Below are 25,740 nucleotides of genomic sequence, written 5' to 3'. Positions count from 1 at the left end.
GCCAGGGCACCGGCCCTGGCGCCCACCAGGACCGCGAAGCCGGGCCCCGCGCCCGGCTTCGCGCACGGCGGAGGTGAGATGGATGAGTACGGCCCCGGTCATCGGCCGCGTCCCGGTACGTGACGTGAAGCCGGCCGTGGAGGGCGGCAGGCGCCCGGCGAAGGCGGTGGCCGGGGAGTCGTTCGAGGTGTCGGCCACCGTGTTCCGGGAGGGACACGACGCCCTCGGCGCGAACGTCGTCCTGCGCGATCCCAAGGGGCGTCCCGGCCCCTGGACGCCGATGCGCGAGCTGTCCCCGGGCAGCGACCGCTGGGGCGCGGAGGTCACGCCGGACGCGCCCGGCCGCTGGACCTTCGAGGTGGAGGCCTGGAGCCATCCGCTGGCCACCTGGCACCACACGGCCCGCGTCAAGCTGCCCGCCGGGATCGACACCGGGCTGGTGCTGGAGGAGGGCGCCGAACTGTACGCGCGCGCGGCGGCCGGTGTCCCCAAGGGCCCGGAGCGCAAGCTGGTCCTGGCCGCCGCCAAGGCCCTCGGCGACGACTCGCTCTCGCTGCACGCGCGCGTGAAGGCCGCCCTGGCGCCGGAGGTGGCGGAGGTCCTGGCCCGGTATCCGCTGCGGGAGCTGGTCACCGTCTCGGAGCCGATGCCGCTGCTGGTGGAACGCGAACGCGCCCTGTACGGCTCCTGGTACGAGTTCTTCCCCCGCTCCGAGGGCACCCCCGAACAGCCCCACGGCACCTTCCGCACCGCCGCCCGCCGGCTGCGCCCCATCGCCGACATGGGCTTCGACGTCGTCTACCTCCCCCCGATCCACCCGATCGGCACCACCTTCCGCAAGGGCCCCAACAACAGCCTCGACCCCGGACCGCATGACGTCGGCGTGCCCTGGGCGATCGGCTCCCCCGAAGGCGGCCACGACGCGATCCACCCCCAGCTGGGCACCCTGGAGGACTTCGACCACTTCGTCGCCGAGGCACAGGCTCTCGGGATGGAAGTGGCCCTGGACTTCGCGCTGCAGTGCTCCCCGGACCACCCGTGGGTGCACAAGCACCCCGAGTGGTTCCACCACCGCCCCGACGGGACGATCGCCTACGCCGAGAACCCGCCGAAGAAGTACCAGGACATCTACCCCATCGCGTTCGACGCGGACATGGACGGCCTGGTCGCCGAGACCGTGCGCGTGCTGCGGTTCTGGACGGGGCACGGGGTGCGGATCTTCCGCGTCGACAACCCCCACACCAAGCCGGTGGTGTTCTGGGAGCGGGTCATCGCCGAGGTCAACGGCCGCGACCCGGACGTGATCTTCCTGGCCGAGGCGTTCACCCGCCCGGCGATGATGCGCACCCTGGCCCAGATCGGCTTCCAGCAGTCGTACACGTACTTCACCTGGCGCAACAGCAAGCAGGAGCTGACGGAGTACCTGACCGAACTCTCGGGTGAGGCCGCCTCCTGGATGCGGCCGAACTTCTTCGCCAACACCCCCGACATCCTGCACGCCTACCTCCAGCACGGCGGCCGGCCCGCCTTCGAGGCCCGTGCCGTCCTCGCCGCGACCCTCTCCCCCACCTGGGGCATCTACAGCGGCTACGAACTGTGCGAGAACACCCCCCTCAGGGAAGGCGGTGAGGACTACCTCGACTCGGAGAAGTACCAGCTCAAGCCCCGCGACTGGGACGCCGCCGCCCGCGAGGGCCGCACCCTCGCCCCCCTCATCACCCGCCTCAACACCATCCGGCGCCAGCATCCCGCGCTGCAGCGCCTGCGGAACCTGCGCTTCCACCACACGGACAACGACGCGGTGATCGCCTACAGCAAGCGCACGGGGACGGACGCGGTCGTCGTGGTCGTCAACCTGGACCCGCACCACACCCAGGAGGCGACGGTCTCGTTGGACATGCCGCAGCTCGGCCTGGAGGGGCACGAGTCGGTGCCGGTGCGCGACCTGCTCACCGGTGAGACCTATCTCTGGGGCAGGACCAACTACGTGCGCCTCACCCCCGGCGGGGCGCCGGCGCACGTGCTCCACGTCGGACGACCGACGCCACACAACGGAGGGCCCGCAGCGTCATGACTGTCAACGACCCCGTGCCGGACACCTTCGAGGACACTCCCGTCAAGGACCGGGATCCGGAGTGGTTCAAGCGCGCCGTCTTCTACGAGGTCCTGGTCCGCACGTTCCACGACAGCAACGGCGACGGCGTGGGCGACCTCAAGGGCCTGACCGCCAAGCTCGACTATCTGCAGTGGCTCGGCGTGGACTGCCTGTGGCTGCCGCCGTTCTTCAAGTCCCCCCTGCGCGACGGGGGTTACGACGTCGCCGACTACACCGCCGTCCTGCCGGAGTTCGGTGACCTCGCCGACTTCGTGGAGTTCGTGGACGCCGCCCACCAGCGCGGCATGCGCGTCATCATCGACTTCGTCATGAACCACACCAGCGACCAGCACCCGTGGTTCCAGGAGTCGCGCACCAACCCCGACGGGCCGTACGGGGACTACTACGTGTGGGCCGACGACGACAAGCAGTACGAGGACGCGCGGATCATCTTCGTCGACACCGAGGCCTCCAACTGGACGTTCGATCCCGTCCGGGGCCAGTACTTCTTCCATCGCTTCTTCTCGCACCAGCCGGACCTGAACTACGAGAACCCGGCCGTGCAGGAGGAGATCCTGGCCGCTCTGAAGTTCTGGCTGGACCTGGGCATCGACGGGTTCCGGCTGGACGCCGTCCCCTATCTCTACTCGGCCGAGGGCACCAACTGCGAGAACCTGCCCGCCACTCACGAGTTCCTCAAGCGCGTGCGCCGCGAGATCGACGCGATGTACCCGGACACGGTGCTGCTGGCGGAGGCCAACCAGTGGCCCGAGGACGTCGTCGACTACTTCGGGGACTACGCCTCCGGCGGCGACGAATGCCACATGGCCTTCCACTTCCCGGTCATGCCGCGCATCTTCATGGCCGTACGCCGGGAATCGCGCTACCCGGTCTCCGAGATCCTGGCCAAGACCCCGGCCATCCCCTCCAACTGCCAGTGGGGCATCTTCCTGCGCAACCACGACGAGCTGACCCTGGAGATGGTCACCGACGAGGAACGCGACTACATGTGGGCCGAGTACGCGAAGGACCCGCGTATGCGCGCCAACATCGGCATCCGCCGCCGCCTCGCCCCCCTCCTCGACAACGACCGCAACCAGATCGAACTGTTCACCGCCCTGCTGCTCTCCCTCCCGGGATCACCGATCCTCTACTACGGCGACGAGATCGGCATGGGCGACAACATCTGGCTCGGCGACCGCGACGCCGTACGCACCCCCATGCAGTGGACACCCGACCGCAACGCCGGCTTCTCGTCCTGCGACCCCGGAAGGCTCTACCTGCCGACCATCATGGACCCCGTCTACGGCTACCAGGTCACCAACGTCGAGGCGTCCATGTCGTCGCCGTCGTCGCTGCTGCACTGGACCCGCCGCATGATCGAGATCCGCAAGCAGAACCCCGCCTTCGGACTCGGCTCTTTCACGGAACTCCAGTCCTCCAACCCGGCGGTGCTCGCGTTCCTCCGCGAATACGGTGACGACCTGGTGCTGTGCGTCAACAACTTCTCCCGGTTCGCGCAGCCCACGGAACTCGACCTGCGGGAGTACGACGGACGGCATCCCGTCGAGCTGATCGGCGGGGTGCGGTTCCCCGCCATCGGTGAACTGCCCTACCTCCTCACCCTGGCCGGCCACGGCTTCTACTGGTTCCGGCTCACCCGAGTCGCATCCCGCATCGGCCGCCGCCGCTGACGCCCGGCGCCGAGGAAAGGACGCGTCACCATGCCGAAGACCATCACCCTCCGACCGAGAACCACGCCCGACGTGCGGGGACCGCTGGCCTCGCTGGGCGGGATGCTGCGCGAATGGCTGCCGAAGCAGCGCTGGTTCGCGGGCAAGGACCGGCCCGTCACGGACCTGTCGGTGCTGTCCGTGACCGAGCTGTTCCCGGGCTGTCTGCACCTGCTGGTCCACGCCTCTCACGCCCCGGTGCCCACGCCGGGCGGCACTCCCCCGCCCGGCGACTGCTACCAGCTGCTGCTCGGCCTGCGCCAGCAGCCGGCGCCGCGCCTGGCGCGGGCGTACATCGGCCGCGCCGAGGAGGGTCCGCTGGCGGGTCTCGCCGTGTACGACGCCCTGCACGACCCGCGCTCCGCGCACCTGCTCCTGGAGCGGCTGCGCCGGCCGGGCACGGCGGGACCCCTGCGCTTCGAGGCCGACCCGGCCGCCGGCGACCTGCCCGGCGGGCTGCCGCCGCGCCTGCTGGACGCCGAGCAGTCCAACTCCTCGATCGTCTACGGCGACGCGTACATCCTGAAGGTCTTCCGCCGCATCCAGCCGGGCGTCAACCCCGATCTGGAGGTGCCGGGCGCGCTGGCCGCGCAGGGCTGCTCGCGGGTACCGGCACCGGTGGCCTGGTTCAGCACGGCCGCGCCGAGCCCGGCCACGCTCGGCGTGCTCCAGCCCTTCCTGCCCGACGCCGCCGACGGCTGGACGCTGGCGCTGCGCGCGCTCGCCTCGGGCGACGACTTCACCGCCGAGGCCCGGGAGCTGGGCCGGGCGATGGCCGAGGTGCACCTCGCGCTGGCCGAGGCGTTCCCGGCGGCCGGGCCCGGGGAGCACAGCCGCACGGCGGAGGCGATGTGCGCCCGGCTGGACGCCGCCGCGCACGCGGTGCCCGCGCTGCGGCCCTTCGTCCCCGGGCTGCGCACCGCGTTCGGCGCGCTGGCCGGCTGCGACACGGGCCCGCCGGCCCAGCGCATCCACGGCGACCTGCACCTGGGGCAGGTGCTGCGGGCCGGCCGGGACTGGTTCGTCATCGACTTCGAGGGTGAGCCGTCCCGCCCGCTCGCCGAGCGGCGGGCCGCGCAGTCCCCGGTGCGGGACGTCGCCGGGATGCTGCGCTCCTTCGACTACGCGGCCCGGCAGCGCCGGCCCTGGCGGCCCGAGTGGGCGCGCCGCTGCCGCGAGGCCTTCTGCGCGGGCTACGCCGCGCGGGTCGGCTGGGACCCCCGGAAGAAGCACGCGCTGCTGCGCGCGCACGAGACGGACAGGGCGGTGTACGAGGTGTTGTACGAAGCGAGGCACCGTCCGGACTGGTTGCCGGTTCCGATGGCCGCGATCCAGCGGCTCGCCGTGTGGGGAGGCTGACGCCATGGCACTGCGCGACATGACACCCCCGGAGTCCGCCGGCCCGCTCCCGGCCGCGACCGTTCCCCTCGACCCCGGCGACCGCGACCGGCTGCTCGGCGGCGCGCACCACGATCCGCACGCCCTGCTGGGCGCCCATCCGGTGCCCGGCGGCACGCTGTTCCGGGCGCTGCGGCCGAACGCCCGCTCGGTGAGCGTCCTGGTCGACGGGATGCGCAACCGGCTGATCTCCGAGGGCGGCGGCCTGTTCTCGGCCGTCCTGCCCTGCCCGGACATCCCGTCGTACACGCTGCTGGTGGCGTACGACGACGGCGAGCAGGAGGTGCAGGACCCGTACCGCTTCCTGCCCTCGCTCGGCGAGCTGGACCTGCACCTGATCCGGGAGGGCCGGCACGAGCAGCTGTGGACGGCGCTCGGGGCCGAGCCGATGACCCACCAGGGCGTGGCCGGCACCCGCTTCACCGTGTGGGCGCCGAACGCCCAGGGGGTGCGGGTCGCCGGTGACTTCACGTACTGGGACGGCACGCAGTACCCGATGCGGTCGCTGGGCGCGTCCGGAGTGTGGGAGCTGTTCCTGCCCGGGATCGGCGAGGGCACCCGGTACAAGTTCGAGATCACCTCCCGGCACGGCCACCGGTTCCTGAAGGCCGACCCGATGGCGCGGTGCGCGGAGGTACCGCCGGACACGGCGTCGGTGGTCGTGGCGGCCCCGGAGTACGCGTGGGGCGACGCGGAGTGGATGGCGCACCGCGGGGACACCCCCGTGCACGAGGCGCCGTTCTCCGTGTACGAGGTGCATCTGCCGTCCTGGCGGCCGGGTCTGGGCTACCGCGAGCTGGCGGCGGAACTGCCCGCGTACGCCAAGGAGATGGGGTTCACGCACCTGGAGCTGATGCCGGTCGCCGCGCATCCCTTCAGCGGCTCCTGGGGGTACCAGGTCACCTCCTACTACGCGCCGACCCCGCGGCTGGGCTCCCCGGACGACTTCCGGTACTTCGTCGACGCCTGCCACCGGGCCGGCCTCGGTGTGATCATGGACTGGGTGCCGGCGCACTTCCCCAAGGACGACTGGGCGCTGGCCCGGTTCGACGGGGAGCCGCTGTACGAGCCCGGGGACGACCGGCGGGCCGAGCACCCGGACTGGGGGACGTACGAGTTCGACTTCGGGCGGACCGAGGTGCGCAACTTCCTGGTCGCCAACGCGGTGTACTGGTGCCAGGAGTTCCACATCGACGGGCTGCGGGTGGACGCCGTCGCCTCGATGCTCTACCTGGACTACTCGCGCGACTCGGGCCAGTGGACGCCGAACGTCTTCGGCGGGCGGGAGGACCTGGACGCGGTGGCGTTCCTGCAGGAGATGAACGCGACCGTGTACCGGCGCTGCCCCGGGGTGGTGACCATCGCCGAGGAGTCCACCGCCTGGGACGGGGTGACCCGGCCGACGGACGGCGGCGGGCTCGGCTTCGGGCTGAAGTGGAACATGGGCTGGATGCACGACTCGCTGCAGTACGTCCAGAAGGAGCCGGTGCACCGCAAGTACCACCACCATGAGATGACGTTCTCGATGGTGTACGCCTACAGCGAGAACTACGTCCTGCCCATCTCGCACGACGAGGTGGTGCACGGCAAGCAGGCCCTGGTGTCGAAGATGCCCGGCGACTGGTGGCAGCGCCGGGCGGGCCACCGTGCCTACCTCGGCTGGATGTGGGCGCATCCCGGCAAGCAGCTCCTGTTCATGGGGCAGGAGTTCGCGCAGGGCGGTGAGTGGTCGGAGCAGGACGGCCCCGAGTGGTGGCTGCTGGACCCGGAGTACTGCGCCCAGGGCGACCACCGGGGGGTGCGCGACCTCGTCCGGGACCTGAACACGGTGTACCGGGACACTCCTGCGCTGTGGCAGCGGGACACCGATCCGGGCGGCTTCCGGTGGGTGCTGTGCGACGCGGCGGAAGACAACGTCTTCGCGTTCCTGCGGTACGACGCCGGGGGCACGCCGCTGCTGGCGGTGTCGAACTTCTCCCCCGTCGTCCGCCACGACTACCGGGTGTGGGTCCCGGAGGAGGTCCCGGCCTGGCAGGAGGCGCTGAACACCGACGACGCCCGGTACGGCGGCGGCGGTGTCGCCGTCGGCGCCCCGGGGGCGCTCAAGCCCGAAGACGGCTCGCTCCGGCTCACGCTGCCGCCGCTCGCCACGGTCTGGCTGGCGCCGGTGCGCTGAGCCGCGCAGGTGTCGACCGACGCCCGGGGGGCAGTCGGGGTCGTACAGACCTCCGGCCGCCCCTCGTGGCACGAGACGGCGTGCGGAGGCACGAGGAGAAGGGCGGCACCCGTGCGCACCGTCGGAGTGGAGGAGGAGCTCCTCCTGGTGGATCCCGGCAGCGGCGATCCGAAGGCACTGGCCGCCGCCGTCCTCGCCCGTGCCGCCCACAGCGGTTCCGGGCAGGACGTGTTCGAGAAGGAGCTGTTCGGGCAGATGCTGGAGTTCGCCACGCATCCGCAGACGGACATGGCGGACCTCGGGGCGGAGATCGTTCGCTGGCGCAAGGAGTCGGCGCGGCACGCGGGGCAGATCGGCTGCACGGTGGCCGCGCTCGCCACCTCGCCGCTGCCGGTCAGCCCCTCCCTCACGGTGAACGACCGCTACCAGTGGCTGGCCGAGCGGTACGGGGTCGGCACCCGGGACCAGCTCGTCTGCGGCTGCCATGTGCATGTGTGCGTGGAGTCGGACGAGGAGGGCGTGGCGATCCTCGACCGGCTCCGCCCCTGGCTGCCGGTACTCGCGGCCGTCAGCGCCAACTCGCCGTTCTGGCAGGGCCGGGAGACCAGCTACGCCAGCTATCGCAGCCGAGTCTGGAACCGCTGGCCGTCGGCCGGTCCGACGGAGCTGTTCGGCTCGCCCGAGCGCTACCACCGCAGGGTGGCGGACATGGTGGCGAGCGGCGTCATCCTGGACGAGGCGATGGCGTACTTCGACGCCCGGCTGTCGGCGAACTACCCGACGGTGGAGATCCGGGTGGCCGACGTGTGCCTGCGCGCGGAGACCGCCGTCCTCGTCGCCACCCTGGCCCGCGGCCTGGTGGAGACCGCCGCACGCGACTGGCGGGCGGGCCGGCCGGCCCCCGACCACAGCGTGAGCCTGCTGCGGCTGGCCGCGTGGCAGGCCGCCCGGACCGGCCTGGAACAGGACCTCCTCGACCCGGTCACCCTGCGGCCGCGGCCGGCCGGGGACGTGCTGCGCGCGCTGCTGGAGCACACCGGGGACGCGCTCACGGAGTGCGGCGACGCCGAGCGTGCCGAGGAGGCCGTCGCCGCGCTGCTGCGGCACGGCAACGGCGCCCGCGAGCAGCGCGAGCTGCTGGAACGCACCGGCAGTCTGCGCGAGGTCGTCACCGAGTGCGTCCGCCACACCCAGGGGTGAGGCGGACCCCGGGGAGGACCCCTCAGAAGATCAGGGCCAGCGCGTAGGCCAGGAAGAACGCCGCGAGCACGACGAGGCACAGGACGATGACCGTCATCGGCGCCTTCGACCAGCCCCGGGCGTTGCTGTCGGGCTGCCGGATCGCGGCCTCGGGCATGCTGCTCTCCGCGGGCGGGGTCTCGCCGGGCGGGACTCCTCCCCCGGGCTCCAGCCCTGTCGTGCGGTCGGGCTCCGGATCGGGGTTCACATAGGTCATGGGGTCCGAGTCCCCCGGACACGGCCAGATCATCAGCCGATCACGACTTCGCCGTTCCCGGCACCAGCGGTCGCCCGCCTGGGCTACATTCGAGCACCGCCGACAGCAGAGCCGATCGGCGGAGTCACCCTCCGCACACCCCAGGAGCAGCGCATGCGCGATGTCGCACTCGCTCCCACGGCCGCCCCGCCGCTGACCGGCGGGCTCGCCGACGCTCTCTTCGAGACCGCCGAGCGGACCCCCGCCCTGCCGATGCTGGCGCGCCGGCCGGACGCTTTCGCCGGCGTCTGGGAGGAGGTGACGGCGGTGGAGCTGCGGGACGAAGTCGTCGACGTGGCCAAGGGGCTGATCGCCGCCGGTATCTCCCCCGGCCACCGCGTGGCACTGATGGCCCGCACCCGCTACGAGTGGACGGTGCTGAGCCACGCCCTGTGGACCGTCGGCGCGGAGGTCGTCCCGATCCATCCGACGTCGTCGCGAGAGCAGGTCGAGTGGATCCTGCGGGACGCCGGCTGCGTGGCCGTGGCGGTGGAGGACGAGCAGGGCGTCATGACCGTCGGCACCGCGTGCGCGGGGCTGCCCCGGCTGCGGCACGTGTGGCAGCTGGACGCGGGCGCGCTGGACCAGCTCGTCGAGCGGGGCCTGCCGGTGCCGCTGACCACGGTGGAGTCGCTGCGCCGGATCGTGCTGCCGGACTCGACGGCGGTCATCGCGTACACGTCCGGTACCTCGGGCCACCCGCTGGGCTGTGCGCTCAGCCACCGCGGCCTGGCGTACCCCTGCGACACGCTCCTGGCCGGCTGGCGCCATACGACGGCGCTGCCGGGCGAACAGCCGTCCGTGCTGGCGTTCCTGCCGTTCTCCCACGTGTACGGCATCATGATCCAGCAGATCTGTGTACGCGGCGGGGTCCTGATGGCGCACGAGCCCGAACTGACGGAGGCCGCCCTGGCCTCGGCGCTGCGGACGTTCCGGCCGACCTATCTGTACGGTGTGCCGTCGGTGTTCGAGAAGCTGTACAAGAATTTCCTGCGTACGGCCCAGCAGGCGGGCCACGGCGCACTGTTCGAGCGAGCCGCCCGGACCGCGCGGGACTTCGCCGGCGCGGAGGAGCGCCGGCGGCTCGGCACCGGGCCGGGCCCCGGCCTGGAGCTGCGGCTGCAGCACGCGCTGTACGAGCGGACGGTGTACCGCAAGCTGCGCGGGGCGCTCGGCGGCCGGGTGCTGCGGGGCACCTCGGGCGGCTCCTCCCTCAGCCGGGAACTGTCGCTGTTCTACGAGGGCATCGGTCTCTACGTCCACGACGGGTACGGGCTGACGGAGACCTCCGGCGGGATCACCATGCAGCCGCTGGGCCGGGAGAAGTCGGGAACCGTGGGCCGGCCGCTGCCCGGCACGGACGTGCAGGTGGCCGACGACGGGGAGATCCTGGTGCGCGGGCCGTCGGTGTTCCAGGGGTACATCGGCGAGGAGGCGCGGACGCGGGCGGCGCTGCGCGGCGGCTGGCTGGGGACCGGGGACATCGGGCGGCTGGACTCCGAGGGCTATCTGACGATCACCGGGCGCAAGAAGGACGTCATCGTCACCAGCGGCGGCAAGAGCGTGGCCCCGGCCCCGCTGGAGCAGCGGCTGCGGCTGCATCCGCTCGTCCACCAGGCGGTGGTCGTCGGCGACGACCGGCCGTGCGTGGGCGCCCTGATCACCCTGGACCCCGACTTCCTGGCGCACTGGCGGGCCGCGCTGGCGCTGCCGGGCGACTCCGCGGGCCGGGAGACCCGTGAGGAGAACGCGCTGCGGGAGGAGATCGCGCGGGCCGTGGCCTCCGCCAACAGCGCGGTGTCCCGGGCGGAGTCGATCAGGGTCTACCGTGTCCTGCAAGAACCGTTCGCCCCGGGCAACGGACTGCTGACGCCGTCGCTGAAGCTGCGCCGAGAGGCCATAGCGCGGCACTACGCGGCCGAGATCGAGGCGATGTACGAGGCCCGTTCCCGCGCCGCCCGGCGGCCGGGACCGGAGGAGCAGGCCGACTGGGACGAGCCGGACAGTGTGTTCCGGTGATCCGTGGGAAGGAGGCACCTGTCCGCACGGGACACCGGCCCCATGACGGACGCTTTACCCGGCCGGGCGAGGGAACCCGCAGCGTTGAAGAGATCAGCGACGACGACCGCCCTGGTCGGAAGGGGTCCACGAGGGACCGGTCCGGCGGGGCCTGGGAATGCGAGATGTCGACGGAGCCGCGTTGGAACGACACACCGCCCCCGGAGGAGAGGCACGACCGCACCTTCTCCTTCGCGGGTGAGCTGCGCAATGTCACGGGCGCGCGGCTCGCCGCGGAGGAGTTCCTCGACGACCTGGCGATCGACGCCCCGCCGGGCGCGCACGAGTACTGGGACGACATCCTGCTGGTCGTCACCGAACTGGCCGCCAACGCCGTCCAGTACGCGCCCGGGCCGTTCGATCTGCACATGCGCCGCACCTTCGACGGGGTGCACGTCACGATGCACGACACCAGCACCACCCGGCCGGAGCCGCGGCCCTTCCACCCCCGCACGGGCGGCGGAGGCATCGGCTGGCACCTGGTGCACACGCTGTGCGACCAGGTGAGCGTCGTCGTCACCGACCGGGGCAAGGACATCCACGTCTTCCTGCCCTGGTGACCGGCCCGGTCAGACCGGGCGGTGGGCGACGACCCCGAACATGGTCACGGACATGTGCAGGGCGTGGCGTGCGGCGGCCTCGGTCAGCTCGGCGTAGGCCGCGTCGCGCTGCGCCTCGGTGAGCGCCCCCTGGCGGACGGCCGTCTCGCCGAGCATCCGCACCAGCGGCCAGGCGACCGAGGTGTGGTCCTGGAGGAGGGCCTGGGAGCCCCGGTCGTCCACGACGAACCCGGCCTCTCCGAGCTGTCCGACCAGCCGCCGCCCGGAGCGGGGGTTGGCCGCGCCGGACAGAATGGCCGAGGTCAGCGCCTCCATCACGGCGGGGTCGCCGGGGTACAGGATGGCGGTCGCCCAGTCGGTGTCGAGGAGTGCCACCCGGCCGCCCGGGCGCAGCACCCGGGCCATCTCGGCGACGGCCCGGCCGGGTTCGGTCAGGTGCTGCAGGACCCGTTCGCACCAGACGACGTCCATCGAGGCGTCCGGGACGGGCAGGGCCAGCGCGTCGCCGTCGACGAAGCGTGCCGGGTTACCGGCGGCGCGTTCCTCGGCCGCGGCGCGCAGCCCGGGGTTGGGTTCGACGCCCAGCGCGGAGCCCTCGGGGCCGACTGCGGCGGCCAGGGCGCGGGTGTGGGTGCCGGTTCCGCAGCCGATGTCCAGCGCCCGTTCCCCGGGGCGTACGGCGAGTGCCTCGGCGGCCCAGGCGCGCAGCCGCCGTACGCCGTCGTTGGCGTCCTGGGCGTCGAGGGCGCCCACGAGGCGGGCCACGTTCGCGGGGTCGATGCCGCTCTTCTGGAAGCCCGTACCGGGCCGCGGGTCCGTCATGACGGCACTGTACGGCCCGGGCCGGTCCGGGAGGAGCCGGACGTGTATCTGTGCGACTTCCGGTTACTTGGGCGGGAAGCGGGGGCATGCTGGTGCCCACGCGTTCGTCTGCCTGCCGCAGCCGACTGGCGCGGCTGCTGGGGCCACGGTGGGATCGGTCGTGGTGCGCAGCAGCGGTCCGGGGCATGCGAACGGCGTCGAGTCGGACCGCCTGGAGCCGCAGAAAGGGATGGACACCGTGACACGACCCAGGATCCTGGTGGTGGGCGCAGGCTTCGCCGGAGTGGGGTGCGTGCGCCGTCTGGAGCGCAGGCTCGGCCCGGACGAGGCCGACATCACGCTGGTGACGCCGTACTCGTACCAGCTCTATCTCCCCCTGCTGCCCCAGGTCGCCTCCGGCGTGCTCACGCCGCAGTCGATCGCTCTGTCGCTGCGCCGCAGCAGGAAGTACCGCACCCGGATCCTCCCGGGCGGGGCGATCGGGGTGGACCTGCGGTCGAAGGTCTGCGTGGTCCGCACGATCACCGACAAGATCGTCAACGAGCGGTACGACTACATCGTGCTGGCGCCGGGCAGCGTGACCCGCACCTTCGACATCCCGGGGCTGACGGAGCACGCCTTCGGGATGAAGACGCTCGCCGAGGCCGCCTACATCCGCGACCACGTCATCACGCAGCTCGACCTGGCCGACGCCAGCGACGATCCGGCGGAGCGGGCCGCTCGGCTGCAGTTCGTGGTCGTCGGCGGCGGCTACGCCGGCACCGAGACGGCGGCCTGTCTGCAGCGGCTCACGCACGCGGCCGTCCAGCGCTACCCGCGGATCGACCCGGGCCTGATCAAGTGGCACCTCATCGACATCGCGCCCAAGCTGATGCCGGAGCTGGGCGACAAGCTGGGCCGCAGCGCGCAGGAGATCCTCGGACGGCGCGGCATCGAGGTGTCGCTGGGCGTCTCGATCGACAAGGCGGGCGCGGAGGAGGTCACCTTCACCGACGGGCGGGTGGTCCCGACCCACACGCTGATCTGGACGGCCGGCGTGGTCGCCAGCCCGCTGATGGCCACGCTGGGCGCGGAGACCGTCCGCGGCCGGCTCGCGGTGACCGCCGACATGTGCCTGCCGGGGTACGACGGTGTCTTCGCGCTCGGCGACGCCGCCGCCGTGCCCGACCGGGCCAAGGACGACGAGGGCGCGGTGTGCCCGCCGACGGCCCAGCACGCCATGCGGCAGGGCGGGGCGGTCGCCGACAACGTCATCGCGACGCTGCGCGGGCAGCCGATGAAGCCGTACGAGCACAAGGACCTGGGGCTGGTCGTCGACCTCGGCGGGAAGGACGCGGTGTCCAAGCCGCTCGGGGTGGAGCTGCGGGGCGTGCCCGCGCAGGCGGTGGCGCGCGGCTACCACTGGTCGGCGCTGCGCACCAATGTCGCCAAGGCCCGCGTCATGACGAACTGGATGCTGAACGCGGTCGCCGGCGACGATTTCGTGCGCACCGGCTTCCAGGCCCGCAAGCCGGCCCGGCTGAAGGACTTCGAGTTCACGGACGCCTATCTGACGCCGGACCAGGTCCGCGAGCGTGTGGAGGGCAAGCCGGTCGAGAGCCCCTGAACCGGCCGGCACCGCCGGGGGCCGTGCCATGCTGGGGTCGCGACACGATCATGGGCCGGACGGAAGTGGGCGCGACGGCGTGAGGGCAGCGGTTCGGGTGGGGTGGGCACGGGTGTGGGACCGGCTCGCGGCCTCGGACCCGGGGCTGCTGCGGCTGACCGCGGGGCTGCGGACGGTCGCCGCCATCGCCGTCACGCTTCTCGTGCTGGCCGTGCTCGGGGCGCCGGTGACCCATCTGGTCGCGGGCGCCATCTCGGCGATGGCGGCGACGTTCGCCATCCGGGAGAAGCAGCGTTCGCGGCAGGCCGTGACCCTCGCGCTGGGGCTGCCGACGGCGCTGGCGTCGATGTCGCTGGGCGCGGTGCTGAACCAGCGGGTGGTGGCGGGTGACCTGTTCTTCGTCGTCCTCATCTTCTGCGCGGTCTACGGCCGGCGGTTCGGTGACCGCGGCACGGCGCTCGGCCTGATCGGCTTCCAGGTCTACTTCGTCTCGCTGTTCGTGCGCGCCACCCCGCACATGCTGCCGGCCCTGTACGGCGTGCTGGCCGTGGCGTTCGCGAGTAGCGCGGCCGCCCGTTTCCTGCTGTTCCCGCAGACCCCGGCCGGTGTCCTGGACCGGCTGCGGCGGGCCTTCCGGGCCCGGCTGGGCCAGTTGGTCGGCACGCAGGCCGAACTGCTGGACGCCGGGCCCGACGAGGTGGACAAGGTCCTCGCCGACCTGCGCACCGGCACCGCCCGGCTGCACGACACGGCGCTGCTGATCCAGGGCCGGCTGGCGGACGGCACGTCCGACGAGGCGGTGGCCCGGCTGCTGCAGCGCCGGATCGCGGACGCCGAGATCGCGGCCGAACGGCTCGGTCTGCTGCTGCTCACCGCGCGCAGCGCCGAGCGGACCGAGACGCTCACCCTGCATCTGCCGGGCGCCCCGCTGCCCTCCGGTGGGGAGCTGCCGGTGCGGGACGAGGCGAGTGCCGCGCTGCGCCGGGACCTGGCGGCGCTGCGCCTGCTGGTGCAGCGCCCGGTCGGCGAGGCCTCCGGGACGGCGCTGGCGCACGTGCGCAACCGGCTGCTCGGCTACCGCGAGGAGGAGAACCTGCCGCGGGCCTCCCCCGCCGTCCAGGACGTGTTCCGGGGCCTCGGCGAGGCCGCGCGCGCCTCGCTGGGGCTGCGGATGGCCCTGGACGGGCCGCTGGACGAGTCCGACGACTCCCCGGCGACGGCCCGCTCCCGCGAGGAACTGGACGCCGAGGACGCGGCCATCGAGGGCAGCGAGGACGAGGAGGGCGAGCAGGCCGGCCGGACCGGGCTGCGGCGGCCCACCACCCGGGCCGCGGTGCAGGTGGCCGTGGGGTCCTCGCTGGCCATCCTGGGCGGCGAGCTGCTGTCCACGCAGCGCTGGTACTGGGCGGTGCTGACCTGCTGGATCGTGTTCATCAACACCTCGTCCACCGGCGAGATCCTGGTCAAGGGGTACCGCCGGCTGCTGGGCACGGTGCTCGGCGTGGTGGCCGGCATCGGGCTCGCGGGGCTGGTCGGGCACCACACGTGGACGGCCTTCGGGCTGGTGCTGCTGTTCGTCTTCGCGATGTTCTACAGCGCTCCGCTGTCCTACACACTGATGTCGTTCTTCGTCACAGCGATGCTGGGACTGTTGTACACGCTGCTGAACTCCTACAGCGCCTCGGTGCTGCTGCTACGGGTGGAGGAGACCGCCCTGGGGGCGACCTGCGGGGTGATCGCGGCGGCGGTGGTGCTCCCGGTGCGCACGGACCGCCGTACCGACGAACTCCTGGTCGCCGTCCTGGACCGGCTGGCCGACGTGACGCGGGCCGCGGTCGACCAGCTGAGCGGGGACGCGCCGGGCGAGCTGGTGGACAAGGCGCGCGCCCTGGACCAGGCGCTGGCCGATCTGCGGGCCGCCACCCAGCCGCTGACCCATCCGATCACACCGCTGCGCTCGCGCCGGGACAACGCCCGGTACATCGTGGCGCTGCTGGAGACCTGCGCGTACCACGGCCGTTCGCTGGCGGCCACGGCGGAGCTGCTGCCCACACATCCGTCGATGGCGGCGGATCCGCGGCTGCGCGGCGCCGGCGGGCGGATCGTGCACAACATCGAGACGATCGCCGCGCACGTCTCGGACCCCGGATCCGCCGCCCGCATGGAGACCGGCCCCAGCATCGCGTCGATGCTGGAGCCGGGCACCCTGCGCACACCCCGCTACGGCAGGGTGACCGACCGGGTGCTACGGCATCTGCAGCGCCTGGACGAGGCCGTGTCGGGCCTGGCCCGCCCCCTGGGGATGGCACCGGACCAGCCCGAGAAGTGACGGCGGGCACCAGGGCCCGGGAGACTCCCGAGGGAGGCGGACGCCTTCAGGCCATGGGGCGGCCGCCCCGGTGCCGGCCCATCGCCTCGTCGCGGACCCGGGCGCAGCTGCGGCTGATGAGCCGGGAGACGTGCATCTGGGAGATGCCGAGGCGGTCGGCGATCCGGCTCTGCGTCATGTCCTCGAAGAAACGCATGTAGAGGATGGCCTGTTCACGCTCGGGCAGCCGACGCAACCCCTCCTTGGCGGCCTCGCGGTCGACGACGACGTCGAAGGAGGTGTCGGACGCGCCCAGGGTGTCGGCCAGGCTGTAGCCGTCGTCGCCGCCGGCCAGCTCGGCGTCCAGGGACAGCGTGCTGAAGCTCTCCAGCGCCTCCATGCCCGCGCTCACCTCGTCCTCGGTGAGGCCGGTGTGGGCGGCGATGTCGGCGACCGTGGGCTCACGGCTGCCGGGGTTCTGGGTGAGTTCGCGGCGGGCCACGCGGACGCGGTTGCGCAGCTCCTGCACCCGGCGCGGGACCCGCAGGGCCCACATCCGGTCCCTGAAGTGCCGCTTCACCTCGCCGGTGATGGTGGGCACGGCATAACTTTCGAACGCCCCGCGCGAGGGGTCGAACCGGTCGACCGCCTTGACCAGCCCGAGGGCCGCCACCTGCCGCAGGTCCTCGACGGCCTCCCCGCGGTCCCGGAACCGGCCGGCGATGCGGTGGGCCATGGGCAGCCAGGCGGCGACGAGTTCGTCGCGCACCTCGTCGCGTTCGGGGCCGTCGTCCAGGGCGGCCAGCCGGGCGAAGAGGGCGGCGGTGTCGGGGGCGTCGTCGTGGACCCGCCGCGCCGGGGCGGTGGTGCGGTCTGTCGTGCCGGAACGGCTTGTCGACATGTCGGTCAGCATGCGGAATCGCTCCTGAACGTGGTTTCAGGGCACGGCCGGAACGGCGTGGTTCCGGGTCCCGGCCCGAACGGGGGTGTCAGGGGGTCGCCGCGGGATGGCCGCCGGGCCCGCCGGGAGGCGGGCCCGCCTCAGCCGTACGTCCCGCTGGGCGCGCGCCTCCGGTCCGAAGCACGAGATTCCGTCTGCCCGGCCGACCCGTCCGCAAACGCCGCCGGCGAAACTTCTCCGGCGTCAGCGCAGGGGCACGACGGCCGTGATGCACTTGCCGCCGCAGGGCAGGCAGGCCACCCGGACGTCGCGTGCCAGCCGGCAGACGATGGGCCAGCCCCGGCCGCCGGCCGCGCACCGGTCGGGTTCGTCCGGCCGGGCGGTGGCCACCGGGACGTCGTCGCTGCGGTCGCTCACCGAGACGCGGACCCCGCCGCTGTCGACGGCGACGTCGAACCCGGTGATCCCGCCGCCGTGCAGGATGGCGTTGGTGGTGAGTTCGGAGGTGACCAGCAGGGCGTCGTCCAGCGCCTGGCCGGCGCAGGTGAGGGCCCGGTCGCGGCAGCGTTCGGCGACCGCGTGCCGTACGGTTCTGCGGGCGTCGGCCGGCCGGCACGGCACGGGCCGGGTGTCCCTGGTCGCGGTGGCGGAGTCGGTCCTGTGCGGCTCGCGCATCCCTTCCCTCCCTGGCTGCGCCCCGGGGGATTCCCGGGCGATACGGGTCTACTGGTTCGGCTGACCCCTGTGAGCGCCGTCAAACACCCTCGGTGCCGCTGTCATCACCGGGCGGCGGCCGGGTACCCGGAGCGCATGACCGATGTCGTGGACGCGGACGAGCTGTTGCGGCGCATCCAGCGCGGCCGGGACCGGGCGGCCGGGGAGGCGCGGAGCTGGCGCGAGCGGGCACAGAGCCTGACGGCGACCGATCCGGACGGGGCGCGGGAGGCCTCCGTCCGGGCGTCGGCGTACGAGGCGGTGCTCGACGCGCTCCAGGAGATCGCGGCCCCGGGCGCGCCGCCGCCCTCCGCTCCGTCCGCCCCGCCGGCCGGTATGGAGGGCGGGACGGACGGCGGGCCGGGGGTGAAACAGGTCACCTGAGCGGGGTCCAATGCCGCGAAGGGGAGCCAGATGGTTTACCGTTCATCCATAAGTGGTCAGGGGGTCGACCGGAACCGTCCCCTCTGCGCCACTGCACACGGCCCTGGCTGGCTTCCCCCGTCCAGCCAGGGCTTTTTCATGCCCCGGCGACGCCGGCCGGGCGGAAAGCCGGGTCCTTCGAGGTGCCCGGAGCGGCGGCAGCGGCTCAAATGGAGGAGAACCCCTCGAACCCTCGCCGGTGAGGAGCCCCCATGACCAAAGCGATCAAACTGCTGACCGCCCTGCCGCAGGCGCAGCGCGAGCGCCTCATGGAGCTGGCCAAGGAGGTCTCCTTCCCGGAGGACACCCGGATCTTCGAGGCGGGGGGCACCGCCGACCGGTTCTGGGTGATCCGCTCCGGCGCGGTCTCCCTGGACCAGGAGGTCACGTCCCGGCAGCAGGTCACGGTGGCCACCCTCGGCGCGGGCGACATGCTCGGCTGGTCGTGGCTGTTCCCGCCGTACGAGTGGGACTTCGGGGCGGTCGCCTTCAGCAATGTGCGGGCCTACGAGTTCGACGGGCCGTCGGTGCTGGCGCTGAGCGTGGAGGACCCGCTGCTCGGACTGTCCCTGGTGCGGACCGTCGCCGAGGTCCTCGCCCACCGTCTGGAGACGACCCGCGGCAAGCTGATGGACCAGTACGCGCTGCGCCGACGGGGCTATGCGTAGCGAGCCTCGGCGCCCCTGAGCCCTGGGCCCCGGGAGCCTCAGATCCGGTAGCGGCGCAGCGCCGGGACGGCGGCTGCCAGGACCAGCATCAGCGCGACGACCAGGGCGCCGCCGCCCGCCACGGCGGCCCGGGGGCCGAACACGGAGCCGGCGGTGCCGTGCAGGACGTCGGCCAGGCGCGGGCCGCCCGCGACGACCACCGTGAACACCCCCTGCAGCCGGCCGCGCATCTCGTCGGTCGCGGCGGTCAGCAGGATCGCGCCGCGGAACACCATGGACACCATGTCGGCGACGCCCGCGGCGGCGAGGAAGGCCATGGCCACCCAGAGGTTGCGGCTCAGCCCGAACCCGGCGACGGCCATGCCCCACCCGACCACGGCCCCGATGACCATCCAGCCGTGCCGCCGGGCCCGGGAGAACACGCCGGAGAACAGTCCGCCGAGCACGGCTCCGACGGGGATGCCGGCGAACAGCACGCCCAGCGCGAGCCCTTCGCCGTACGGCGCGAACGTCTGGGCGGCGAGCTGCGGGAACAGGGCGCGCGGCATGCCGAACACCATCGCGACGATGTCGGCGAGGAAGGACAGCAGCAGCACCTTGTGCCCGGAGATGTAGCGGAACCCGGCGGCGATCTCTCTGAGGCCCGCCCGGCGGGACGGGGACGCGCCGAGCGGCGGCAGCGCGGGCAGCCGGAAGACCGCCCACACGGTGACGCACAGGGCGAGCGCGTCGATCAGGTACAGCTCGGGCAGCCCGATGACCGGTATCAGCACACCGGCCAGCAGCGGACCCGCCACCAGGCCGGTCTGCATCACGGTCGAGCCCAGCGCGTTGGCCGCCGGCAGTTCCTCGGCCGGCACCAGCCGGGCGATGGACGCGGTGCGCGCCGGGGAGTTGAGCCCGAAGAACGCCTGCTGCAGGGCGAGCAGCGCCATCAGGACGACGACCGAGTCCAGGCCGGACGCCGCCTGCGCCCAGAACAGCAGTGAGGTGACGGCGATGCCGGTGTTGGTGACCAGCAGCAGTTTGCGGCGGTCCACCGTGTCGGCGACGGCCCCGCCCCACAGCGCGAACACGACCATGGGCAGCAGACCGGCGAGGCTCGCGTAGCCGACCCACGCCGAGGAGTGGGTGATGTCGTAGATCTGCTTGGGCACGGCGACCGCGGTGAGCTGGCTGCCGACGGCCGTCACGATGGTGGACGACCACAGGCGCCGGTAGGCGGGGATGCGCAGGGGACGGGTGTCCATCGCCCAGCGGCGCCAGCCGCGCCGGGGCGGGTCCGCCGTCGCACCGGGGTCGTCGGTGCCGGGTTCGGCCGTGCTGCTCTCGCTGGTGTCCACCGTGTCCTGCTCGCTCGACAGAGGTTGCTCGATACATCTTTCGATGCGGGCCCACTATCGCAGCAACGCGCCCGGTCGCCGAACCCGATTCTCAGGCGCCGGCGACGAGGCTCGCGCCGAGGACCAGCATGGTGACGGCGACCAGGCCGTCCAGCACCCGCCAGGCGCCGGGCCGGGCGAGGAACCGGCCGAGCAGCCGGGCGCCGAAGCCGAGCCCGGCGAACCAGCACAGGCTGGCCAGGGCGGCCCCCAGCCCGAAGGTCCAGCGCAGCCCGCCGTGACCGGCCGCGAGGGAGCCGAGCAGGAACACCGTGTCCAGGTAGACGTGCGGGTTGAGCCAGGTCATCGCCAGGCAGGTGAGCACCGCCCGCCGGCGGGAACCGGCCGCCTCGCCCTCGGCCCGCAGTCCCGCGCCGGGCCTGAGGACCCGGCGGGCGGCGAGGGCGCCGTAGCAGAGCAGGAAGGCGCCGCCGGCCAGGGCGACCGCCGTGAGCGCGCCGGGCCAGGCCACCACGACGGCGCCGACCCCGCCCACTCCGAGCGCGATGAGCACCGCGTCGGACAGGGCGCAGATGCCGACGACGGCCAGGACGGCGTCCCGGCGCACCCCCTGCCGCAGGACGAAGGCGTTCTGGGCGCCGATGGCGACGATCAGGGAGAGGCCGGTGCCGAATCCGGCGGCGGCGGCGGTCAGTGCGGCGTTCATGCCGTCGAAACTAAGCGGGGGATCACCTGACGTACAGCTAAAGATTCTTACGTACCCTTAGCTATTCTTAGCCGGTGTGATGGACGAGCTTCCGGTGGACCAGGTGCGCACGCTGCTCGCCGTGGTGGACGAGGGCACCTTCGACGCGGCGGCCGAGGCCCTGCACGTGACGCCCTCGGCGGTCAGCCAGCGCGTCAAGGGGCTGGAGCAGCGCACCGGCCGGGTGCTGCTCCAGCGCACCAAGCCGGTGCGGCCCACTGAGTCCGGCGCGGTGCTGGTCCGGTTCGCGCGGCAGCTGGCCCGGCTGGAGCGGGACGCGCGCGGCGAGCTGGGGCTGAGCGGCGCCGGGGAGCCGACGCGGGTGTCGGTCGCGGTGAACGCGGACTCGCTGGCGACCTGGTTCCTCGACGCGCTGACCCGGGTGCGGGGGCTCTGTTTCGAACTGCACCGCGAGGACGAGGCGCACACGGCGGCGCTGCTGCGCGAGGGCCAGGTGATGGCGGCCGTCACCTCCTCCCCCGACCCGGTGCCCGGCTGCTCGGTGCGTCCGCTCGGCCGCATGCGCTATCTGCCGGTGGCCGAACCGGAGTTCGCCGAACGGTACGTGACCGGGCGACCCCTGGCGGAGGCGCTGTCCGAGGCCCCCGTCGTGGTCTTCGACCGCAAGGACGACTTCCAGGACGGCTTCGTACGGCGGCTGGGCCGCGGGTCCGCCGGTGCCCTGCGGCACTATGTGCCCACCTCGGAGGGGTTCGTCACCGCGGTCGCCGCCGGGCTCGGCTGGGGCCTGGTGCCGCAGACGCAGGCCGGCCCGCTGCTGCGCGAGGGCCGCCTCGTGCGGCTCGCTCCGGACCGCTGGATGGACGCCACGCTGTACTGGCAGCAGTGGAAGCTGGATTCGCCCGCGCTGGCGGCCCTGGCGGAGGCGGTGTCGCTGACCGCGGCGGAGGCCCTGCTGAACTGACGGGCAGGAGACGCTGCCGGGAGACCGCGCTGGACTGACGGCCCGGTGGGTGACGGGCGGTCAGGCCAGGACTCGCCGGGCCGGAAAGGCGCTCCCGGAGTACGGTGGTCGCGCGGTGGCGCGGCCGACGGCGTGCCGTCTTCGCCCTCGAACTCGACGTCACCGGTGCCCGGTCGGGGCCGGACGCCGTCGCCGGCGCGCGCACGCCCCCGCGTCCGTTCCCCGGCCCGTCGACCCGTCGACCGCGTGTGGCTGAGCAGTTTCACACGGCTCCGACCGGTCACCCGACCCAGCGGAACACATCCGGCAGGGCACGGACGACTTCGATCCCAGGAGACTTCGATGGATTACTGGCGCGACCATGCCGCGTGCCGTCACGAGGACCCCGACCTGTTCTTCCCCATCGGTACCACCGGCCCCTCCCAGGTGCAGGCCCAGCAGGCCACGGCGGTCTGCGAGGGGTGCCCCGTGCGGGAACAGTGCCTGGACTGGGCGCTGGACACCGGACAGAGCATCGGCATCTGGGGCGGGACCACCGAGGCGGAGCGCCGCCGGCTGCGGCGCCGCGCGGGATCCCGGCGCGGCTCGGGCTGACCCGGCGGCCGGGCCCCGGGGGTCAGCGGCCGGAGCGGCGCGGTGTCCCCCACCGCCGTTCCTGGCGCTCGACCTCCGGCCTGGCCTCCTCGATCATGGGGCCGGCGATCCAGCACATCGGCTCGACATCGGCGACGAGCGGCTCGTTGTCGGGGCCCCGGCCCGCCTCCCGGCCCCTGAGGGCCCAGGGGCGGACGCCGGGGCCCTTGTCGTGCGGCAGGTGGGAGTGGTCGTACAGCCGGCGGGCCACCCACAGCTCCACGGACCGGCCCCGCCACCACTCCTCGACGTCGAGCGGATTGGCGGACAGCCCCGGCAGGGGGACGCCGGTCAGGTCGTCGGTGCTGGTCGTCTCCCCGAGGTCGGGCCCGGGCCCCTTCGACCAGCGCACGTAGAGGCCCCGGTGCCGCTCGACCAGTGCGGCCAGTTCGGCGAGCGTGGACGTGACCGGCAGGTCGTCCGGTGCGCTCATGGGGGACCTCCCTCGGCTGCTCCGTCGGGCTTCCGCGGTACCCCCGGGTGCGGTCCGGGAACCCGATCGCGGGCCGCACGCCGCGGACCTCCCGATCACGGGCCGCGGGCCGTCACTCCTCCCGGTCGGGCGGCGCGGCGGCGGGCAGCCGGAGGGTGAAGACCGCTCCCTCCCCGGATTCGCTCGCCACCCGTGCCGTACCGCCGTGGGCGGCGACGAGGTGGCGGACGATCGCCAGGCCGAGCCCGCTGCCGCCGGTGCGCCGGCTGCGGGACTTCTCGGCACGCCAGAACCGCTCGAAGACGTGCGGAAGGTCCTCGGCCGCGATGCCCGTGCCGGTGTCGGTGACGGTGAGCAGCAGGTCGTCGCCGTCGCGGTGGGCGGCCAGCGTGACGGTGCCGCCGGCGGGGGTGTGCCGCAGCGCGTTGGAGACCAGGTTGCCCAGCGCCTGCCGCATCCGCACCGGGTCGGCGTCCAGCCAGGCGGCGGGGTCGGCGTCGGTGCCGAGGACGACCCCGGCGCCGTCGGCGGCGACCCGGTGGGCGGCGGCGACCTGGTCGAGCAGTTCGGCGGCGTGCAGCGGCTCGGGGTGCAGGCGCAGGGTGCCCGCGTCGGCGGCCGCGATGTCCTGGAGGTCGTCGATGATCCGCTGCAGGACCAGCGCCTCGTCGTGCAGGGAGCCCAGCAGGGCGGGGTCGGGGTCGACGACGCCGTCCCGGGTGACCTCCAGCCAGCCGCGGATGTTGGTGAGGGGGCTGCGCAGTTCGTGGGCGATGTCGCTGACCATCGCCTTGCGCTGGGCCTCCAGCCGTTCGCGGCGCTCGGTGAGGTCGTTGAAGGCCTCGGCGAGGATGCCGGTCTCGTCCCGCGTGGTCACCGGCACCCGGACATGGAGCTCGGGCGGCTGCTGGGCCGCGGCGGTGAGCGCGCGCAGCGGGCGCACCAGCCGGACGGCGACGACGGCGGCCACCGCGACGGTGACCGCCAGGACCAGGCCGGCCGCGCCCGCGACCTTGGCCTTGTTGGCCGGGGACATGTCGAACCGGACGGTGTCGCGGTCGCCGATGCCGAGGAACAGCTGGGCCGGCGGGGCGACGTACGGCCTCAGCTGGGTGCGGCGGGCGTCGAGGACGCAGGTGCGCGCGGCCCGGGTGTCGTCGGCGCCCGTCTTCGTCTTCTTCCTGGCGACGACGTAGCCGCCGGCCAGGAGGTCCCGGCCGGTCGGGTCGAGGGTGACGAAGGCCGGTCCGCCGAGGCCGAGGCCCCGCAGGCAGGGCTGGGCGAGGTCAGAGAGCCGGTCGAGGGCCTTGCGTTCGGTCGGAGTGGGGATGTTCAGCGCCCCGTCGTCGCACTTCTCCGCGACGTAGCCGGCGAGGTCGGCCCCCTGGCCGGGGCCGGTGACCAGGGGGCGGCCGCTGGGGATCCGGGTCACGGTGGGCCGCAGACCGAACGCCTCGTAGCAGGCCTTGAGCCGGCCGGCCAGGGCGTCCAGCTTGGCGCGTTCCGCGCCGGTGATCCGGTACGGGCCGACCACACGGGGGTCGATGCCGCTGAGCTGCGCGCCGGAATCGGTGTAGGTGTCGGTGTGCAGCGGGTCGACGGAGGCGGCGGGCCGGGGCGGCAGCGGGGTGCCGCGTGCCGCCGAGTCGGCGACCGGGGTGCGGTCGGCGGTGGTGAGGGCGATGCGCCGGCCGGTCTCGGCGGCCAGGGCCCGGACGGTGTGGCGGACGCCCGCCCAGTCCGGGTGCGTGGCGGCGTAGCCGCTGAGCCGGGCGAGGATCTGGTTGTCGGCGGCGAGGTCCTGGCCCTGTTCCTCCTTGAGCGCGCTGGTGGTGGTCGTCACCGCGAGCCAGGCGGTGGCCGCGACCGAGCAGACGGCGATGAGCGCGGAGACGAACAGCAGCCGGACGAGGAGCCGTTTACGCAGGGGCACGCGGCGCTTCCCGAGCGGCCGCCGGCCGGTGCCCTCGACGGATGGCCGCCGGACGCGGCGCTTCATGTCCGGCCGCCGCTGAGCTTGTAGCCGACGCCGAAGACGGTGAGCAGCCGGGCCGGGCGGCGGGGGTCGGCCTCGATCTTGCGGCGCAGGTTCATGATGTGCACGTCGACGGCCCGTTCGGTGGAGGCCCGGTCGACTCCGCGCGTGCACTGCAGCAACTGCCGCCGGGTGAAGACCCGTTCCGGCTCGCCCGCCATGGTCAGCAGGAGCTGGAACTCGGCCGGCGTGCACTCCACCGGCACGCCGTCGCAGCACACCTCGTGCCGTACGGGGTCGACGGCGATCCCGCCGGCCCGGACGACCGGGTCGTGGTCGCGGCCGGTGCCGCGGCCGCTGCGCCTGAGCACCGTGCGGATGCGGGCCATCAGCTCGCGCGGGCTGTAGGGCTTGGTGAGGTAGTCGTCGGCGCCCAGTTCCAGGCCGAGCAGGACGTCGTCCTCCTCGGCGCGGGCGGTGAGCATCACGACGGGGATGTCCGGGTCGGCGCCGGCGCGCAGCACCCGGCAGACGCCGAATCCGTCGACGACCGGGAGCATCAGGTCGAGCACGACGAGGTCGGGTCCGAGCCGGCGGGCCGCGTCGAGCGCGGCCCCGCCGTCGTGCACCACGGTGGCGGTGTGTCCCTCGGCCAGCAGGGACAGCCGGATCAGTTCGGCCTGCTTCTCGTCGTCCTCGGCGACCAGTACATGTGCGCACACGAGTTCG

22 protein-coding genes are annotated in these 25,740 nt (G+C 73.3%); 13 read left to right on the top strand and 9 right to left on the bottom strand.

Features of this window, described 5'->3' with window-relative positions; all coding sequences use genetic code 11:
- The first annotated feature begins 82 nt into the window (after nucleotides 1-82).
- From DBP14_RS33180 to DBP14_RS33160, 5 genes are all read left to right on the top strand, one after another.
- Complete coding sequence (locus DBP14_RS33180) at nucleotides 83-2,074, top strand: alpha-1,4-glucan--maltose-1-phosphate maltosyltransferase (RefSeq protein WP_129311324.1); 1,992 nt, start codon at nucleotides 83-85, stop codon at nucleotides 2,072-2,074.
- Nucleotides 2,071-3,789 (top strand): maltose alpha-D-glucosyltransferase, encoded by a 1,719-nt coding sequence (gene treS, locus DBP14_RS33175; protein WP_129311323.1) that lies wholly within the window; start codon nucleotides 2,071-2,073, stop codon nucleotides 3,787-3,789. The genes DBP14_RS33180 and treS overlap by 4 nt, the downstream gene beginning before the upstream one ends.
- 30 nt (nucleotides 3,790-3,819) lie before the next feature.
- Nucleotides 3,820-5,187 carry a maltokinase gene (locus DBP14_RS33170; RefSeq protein ID WP_129311322.1) on the top strand — a complete coding sequence of 456 codons (1,368 nt, stop codon included), beginning with the start codon at nucleotides 3,820-3,822 and terminating at the stop codon, nucleotides 5,185-5,187.
- Nucleotides 5,188-5,191: 4 nt separating this feature from the next.
- Complete coding sequence (gene glgB, locus DBP14_RS33165; RefSeq protein WP_129311321.1) at nucleotides 5,192-7,402, top strand: 1,4-alpha-glucan branching enzyme; 2,211 nt, start codon at nucleotides 5,192-5,194, stop codon at nucleotides 7,400-7,402.
- A 111-nt stretch (nucleotides 7,403-7,513) separates the two neighbouring features.
- Nucleotides 7,514-8,602, top strand: coding sequence for a glutamate--cysteine ligase (locus tag DBP14_RS33160; protein ID WP_129311320.1), 1,089 nt, complete (start codon nucleotides 7,514-7,516; stop codon nucleotides 8,600-8,602).
- Between the two features lie 22 nt (nucleotides 8,603-8,624).
- Here the strand turns inward: DBP14_RS33160 and DBP14_RS33155 are convergent, their stop codons facing one another.
- Nucleotides 8,625-8,858, bottom strand: coding sequence for a DUF6480 family protein (locus DBP14_RS33155; RefSeq protein WP_129311319.1), 234 nt, complete (start codon nucleotides 8,856-8,858; stop codon nucleotides 8,625-8,627).
- Nucleotides 8,859-9,011: 153 nt separating this feature from the next.
- Between DBP14_RS33155 and DBP14_RS33150 the strand changes: the two genes are divergently transcribed.
- Together DBP14_RS33150 and DBP14_RS33145 are read left to right on the top strand one after the other, a co-directional pair.
- Nucleotides 9,012-10,916: an AMP-dependent synthetase/ligase gene (locus tag DBP14_RS33150; protein WP_129311318.1), complete on the top strand. Its 1,905-nt coding sequence runs from the start codon at nucleotides 9,012-9,014 to the stop codon at nucleotides 10,914-10,916.
- A gap of 164 nt (nucleotides 10,917-11,080) precedes the next feature.
- Nucleotides 11,081-11,515 (top strand): ATP-binding protein, encoded by a 435-nt coding sequence (locus DBP14_RS33145; protein ID WP_129311317.1) that lies wholly within the window; start codon nucleotides 11,081-11,083, stop codon nucleotides 11,513-11,515.
- A 9-nt stretch (nucleotides 11,516-11,524) separates the two neighbouring features.
- Here the strand turns inward: DBP14_RS33145 and DBP14_RS33140 are convergent, their stop codons facing one another.
- On the bottom strand, nucleotides 11,525-12,337 hold the full coding sequence (locus DBP14_RS33140) for a methyltransferase domain-containing protein (protein ID WP_129311316.1): 813 nt from the start codon (nucleotides 12,335-12,337) through the stop codon (nucleotides 11,525-11,527).
- A 229-nt stretch (nucleotides 12,338-12,566) separates the two neighbouring features.
- Between DBP14_RS33140 and DBP14_RS33135 the strand changes: the two genes are divergently transcribed.
- Both DBP14_RS33135 and DBP14_RS33130 read left to right on the top strand, forming a co-directional pair.
- Nucleotides 12,567-13,943 (top strand): NAD(P)/FAD-dependent oxidoreductase, encoded by a 1,377-nt coding sequence (locus DBP14_RS33135; RefSeq protein WP_164992556.1) that lies wholly within the window; start codon nucleotides 12,567-12,569, stop codon nucleotides 13,941-13,943.
- 79 nt (nucleotides 13,944-14,022) lie between these two features.
- Entirely contained in the window at nucleotides 14,023-16,272 is a 2,250-nt protein-coding gene (locus DBP14_RS33130; RefSeq protein ID WP_241741104.1) for an FUSC family protein, read from the top strand.
- A 46-nt stretch (nucleotides 16,273-16,318) separates the two neighbouring features.
- Here the strand turns inward: DBP14_RS33130 and DBP14_RS33125 are convergent, their stop codons facing one another.
- Complete coding sequence (locus DBP14_RS33125; protein WP_129311314.1) at nucleotides 16,319-17,164, bottom strand: SigB/SigF/SigG family RNA polymerase sigma factor; 846 nt, start codon at nucleotides 17,162-17,164, stop codon at nucleotides 16,319-16,321.
- Between the two features lie 231 nt (nucleotides 17,165-17,395).
- Complete coding sequence (locus DBP14_RS33120) at nucleotides 17,396-17,827, bottom strand: ATP-binding protein (protein WP_129311313.1); 432 nt, start codon at nucleotides 17,825-17,827, stop codon at nucleotides 17,396-17,398.
- 135 nt (nucleotides 17,828-17,962) lie between these two features.
- On the opposite strand from DBP14_RS33120, the gene DBP14_RS33115 reads away from it, so the two are divergent.
- On the top strand, nucleotides 17,963-18,250 hold the full coding sequence (locus tag DBP14_RS33115) for a hypothetical protein (protein WP_241741102.1): 288 nt from the start codon (nucleotides 17,963-17,965) through the stop codon (nucleotides 18,248-18,250).
- 251 nt (nucleotides 18,251-18,501) lie between these two features.
- Nucleotides 18,502-18,957, top strand: coding sequence for a cyclic nucleotide-binding domain-containing protein (locus DBP14_RS33110; protein WP_129311312.1), 456 nt, complete (start codon nucleotides 18,502-18,504; stop codon nucleotides 18,955-18,957).
- A gap of 38 nt (nucleotides 18,958-18,995) precedes the next feature.
- On the opposite strand, the gene DBP14_RS33105 is transcribed toward DBP14_RS33110, so the two are convergent.
- Together DBP14_RS33105 and DBP14_RS33100 are read right to left on the bottom strand one after the other, a co-directional pair.
- The gene (locus DBP14_RS33105) at nucleotides 18,996-20,300 is read right to left on the bottom strand and encodes an MFS transporter (protein ID WP_129311311.1); all 1,305 of its coding nucleotides are present in this window, start codon (nucleotides 20,298-20,300) and stop codon (nucleotides 18,996-18,998) included.
- Between the two features lie 91 nt (nucleotides 20,301-20,391).
- Nucleotides 20,392-21,006: a LysE/ArgO family amino acid transporter gene (locus DBP14_RS33100; RefSeq protein WP_129311310.1), complete on the bottom strand. Its 615-nt coding sequence runs from the start codon at nucleotides 21,004-21,006 to the stop codon at nucleotides 20,392-20,394.
- A 76-nt stretch (nucleotides 21,007-21,082) separates the two neighbouring features.
- Here DBP14_RS33100 and DBP14_RS33095 point away from each other — a divergent pair, with 76 nt between their 5' ends.
- Nucleotides 21,083-21,970 carry a LysR family transcriptional regulator ArgP gene (locus tag DBP14_RS33095; protein WP_164992458.1) on the top strand — a complete coding sequence of 296 codons (888 nt, stop codon included), beginning with the start codon at nucleotides 21,083-21,085 and terminating at the stop codon, nucleotides 21,968-21,970.
- A 342-nt stretch (nucleotides 21,971-22,312) separates the two neighbouring features.
- A complete protein-coding gene (locus tag DBP14_RS33090) occupies nucleotides 22,313-22,564 on the top strand; it encodes a WhiB family transcriptional regulator (protein WP_129311309.1) in 252 nt (83 codons plus the stop codon).
- A 22-nt stretch (nucleotides 22,565-22,586) separates the two neighbouring features.
- On the opposite strand, the gene DBP14_RS33085 is transcribed toward DBP14_RS33090, so the two are convergent.
- From DBP14_RS33085 to DBP14_RS33075, 3 genes are all read right to left on the bottom strand, one after another.
- A complete protein-coding gene (locus tag DBP14_RS33085; protein ID WP_129311308.1) occupies nucleotides 22,587-23,036 on the bottom strand; it encodes a DUF6098 family protein in 450 nt (149 codons plus the stop codon).
- Nucleotides 23,037-23,148: 112 nt separating this feature from the next.
- On the bottom strand, nucleotides 23,149-25,035 hold the full coding sequence (locus tag DBP14_RS33080; protein WP_129311307.1) for a HAMP domain-containing sensor histidine kinase: 1,887 nt from the start codon (nucleotides 25,033-25,035) through the stop codon (nucleotides 23,149-23,151).
- Complete coding sequence (locus tag DBP14_RS33075) at nucleotides 25,032-25,733, bottom strand: response regulator transcription factor (RefSeq protein ID WP_129311306.1); 702 nt, start codon at nucleotides 25,731-25,733, stop codon at nucleotides 25,032-25,034. The genes DBP14_RS33080 and DBP14_RS33075 overlap by 4 nt, the downstream gene beginning before the upstream one ends.
- Nucleotides 25,734-25,740: the final 7 nt, after the last annotated feature.

Source organism: Streptomyces sp. L2 (assembly GCF_004124325.1).
GTDB lineage: Bacteria > Actinomycetota > Actinomycetes > Streptomycetales > Streptomycetaceae > Streptomyces.
This window is presented reverse-complemented; position numbering and strand designations above follow the sequence as displayed.

Coding starts and splice junctions, on each gene's coding strand:
- DBP14_RS33180 (WP_129311324.1), top strand. CDS start 83: ATGAGTACGGCCCCGGTCATCGGCCGCGTCCCGGTACGTGACGTGAAG.
- treS (WP_129311323.1), top strand. CDS start 2,071: ATGACTGTCAACGACCCCGTGCCGGACACCTTCGAGGACACTCCCGTC.
- DBP14_RS33170 (WP_129311322.1), top strand. CDS start 3,820: ATGCCGAAGACCATCACCCTCCGACCGAGAACCACGCCCGACGTGCGG.
- glgB (WP_129311321.1), top strand. CDS start 5,192: ATGGCACTGCGCGACATGACACCCCCGGAGTCCGCCGGCCCGCTCCCG.
- DBP14_RS33155 (WP_129311319.1), bottom strand. CDS start 8,858: ATGACCTATGTGAACCCCGATCCGGAGCCCGACCGCACGACAGGGCTG.
- DBP14_RS33150 (WP_129311318.1), top strand. CDS start 9,012: ATGCGCGATGTCGCACTCGCTCCCACGGCCGCCCCGCCGCTGACCGGC.
- DBP14_RS33145 (WP_129311317.1), top strand. CDS start 11,081: ATGTCGACGGAGCCGCGTTGGAACGACACACCGCCCCCGGAGGAGAGG.
- DBP14_RS33140 (WP_129311316.1), bottom strand. CDS start 12,337: ATGACGGACCCGCGGCCCGGTACGGGCTTCCAGAAGAGCGGCATCGAC.
- DBP14_RS33135 (WP_164992556.1), top strand. CDS start 12,567: ATGGACACCGTGACACGACCCAGGATCCTGGTGGTGGGCGCAGGCTTC.
- DBP14_RS33125 (WP_129311314.1), bottom strand. CDS start 17,164: ATGCTGACCGACATGTCGACAAGCCGTTCCGGCACGACAGACCGCACC.
- DBP14_RS33120 (WP_129311313.1), bottom strand. CDS start 17,827: ATGCGCGAGCCGCACAGGACCGACTCCGCCACCGCGACCAGGGACACC.
- DBP14_RS33115 (WP_241741102.1), top strand. CDS start 17,963: ATGACCGATGTCGTGGACGCGGACGAGCTGTTGCGGCGCATCCAGCGC.
- DBP14_RS33110 (WP_129311312.1), top strand. CDS start 18,502: ATGACCAAAGCGATCAAACTGCTGACCGCCCTGCCGCAGGCGCAGCGC.
- DBP14_RS33100 (WP_129311310.1), bottom strand. CDS start 21,006: ATGAACGCCGCACTGACCGCCGCCGCCGCCGGATTCGGCACCGGCCTC.
- DBP14_RS33090 (WP_129311309.1), top strand. CDS start 22,313: ATGGATTACTGGCGCGACCATGCCGCGTGCCGTCACGAGGACCCCGAC.
- DBP14_RS33085 (WP_129311308.1), bottom strand. CDS start 23,036: ATGAGCGCACCGGACGACCTGCCGGTCACGTCCACGCTCGCCGAACTG.
- DBP14_RS33080 (WP_129311307.1), bottom strand. CDS start 25,035: ATGAAGCGCCGCGTCCGGCGGCCATCCGTCGAGGGCACCGGCCGGCGG.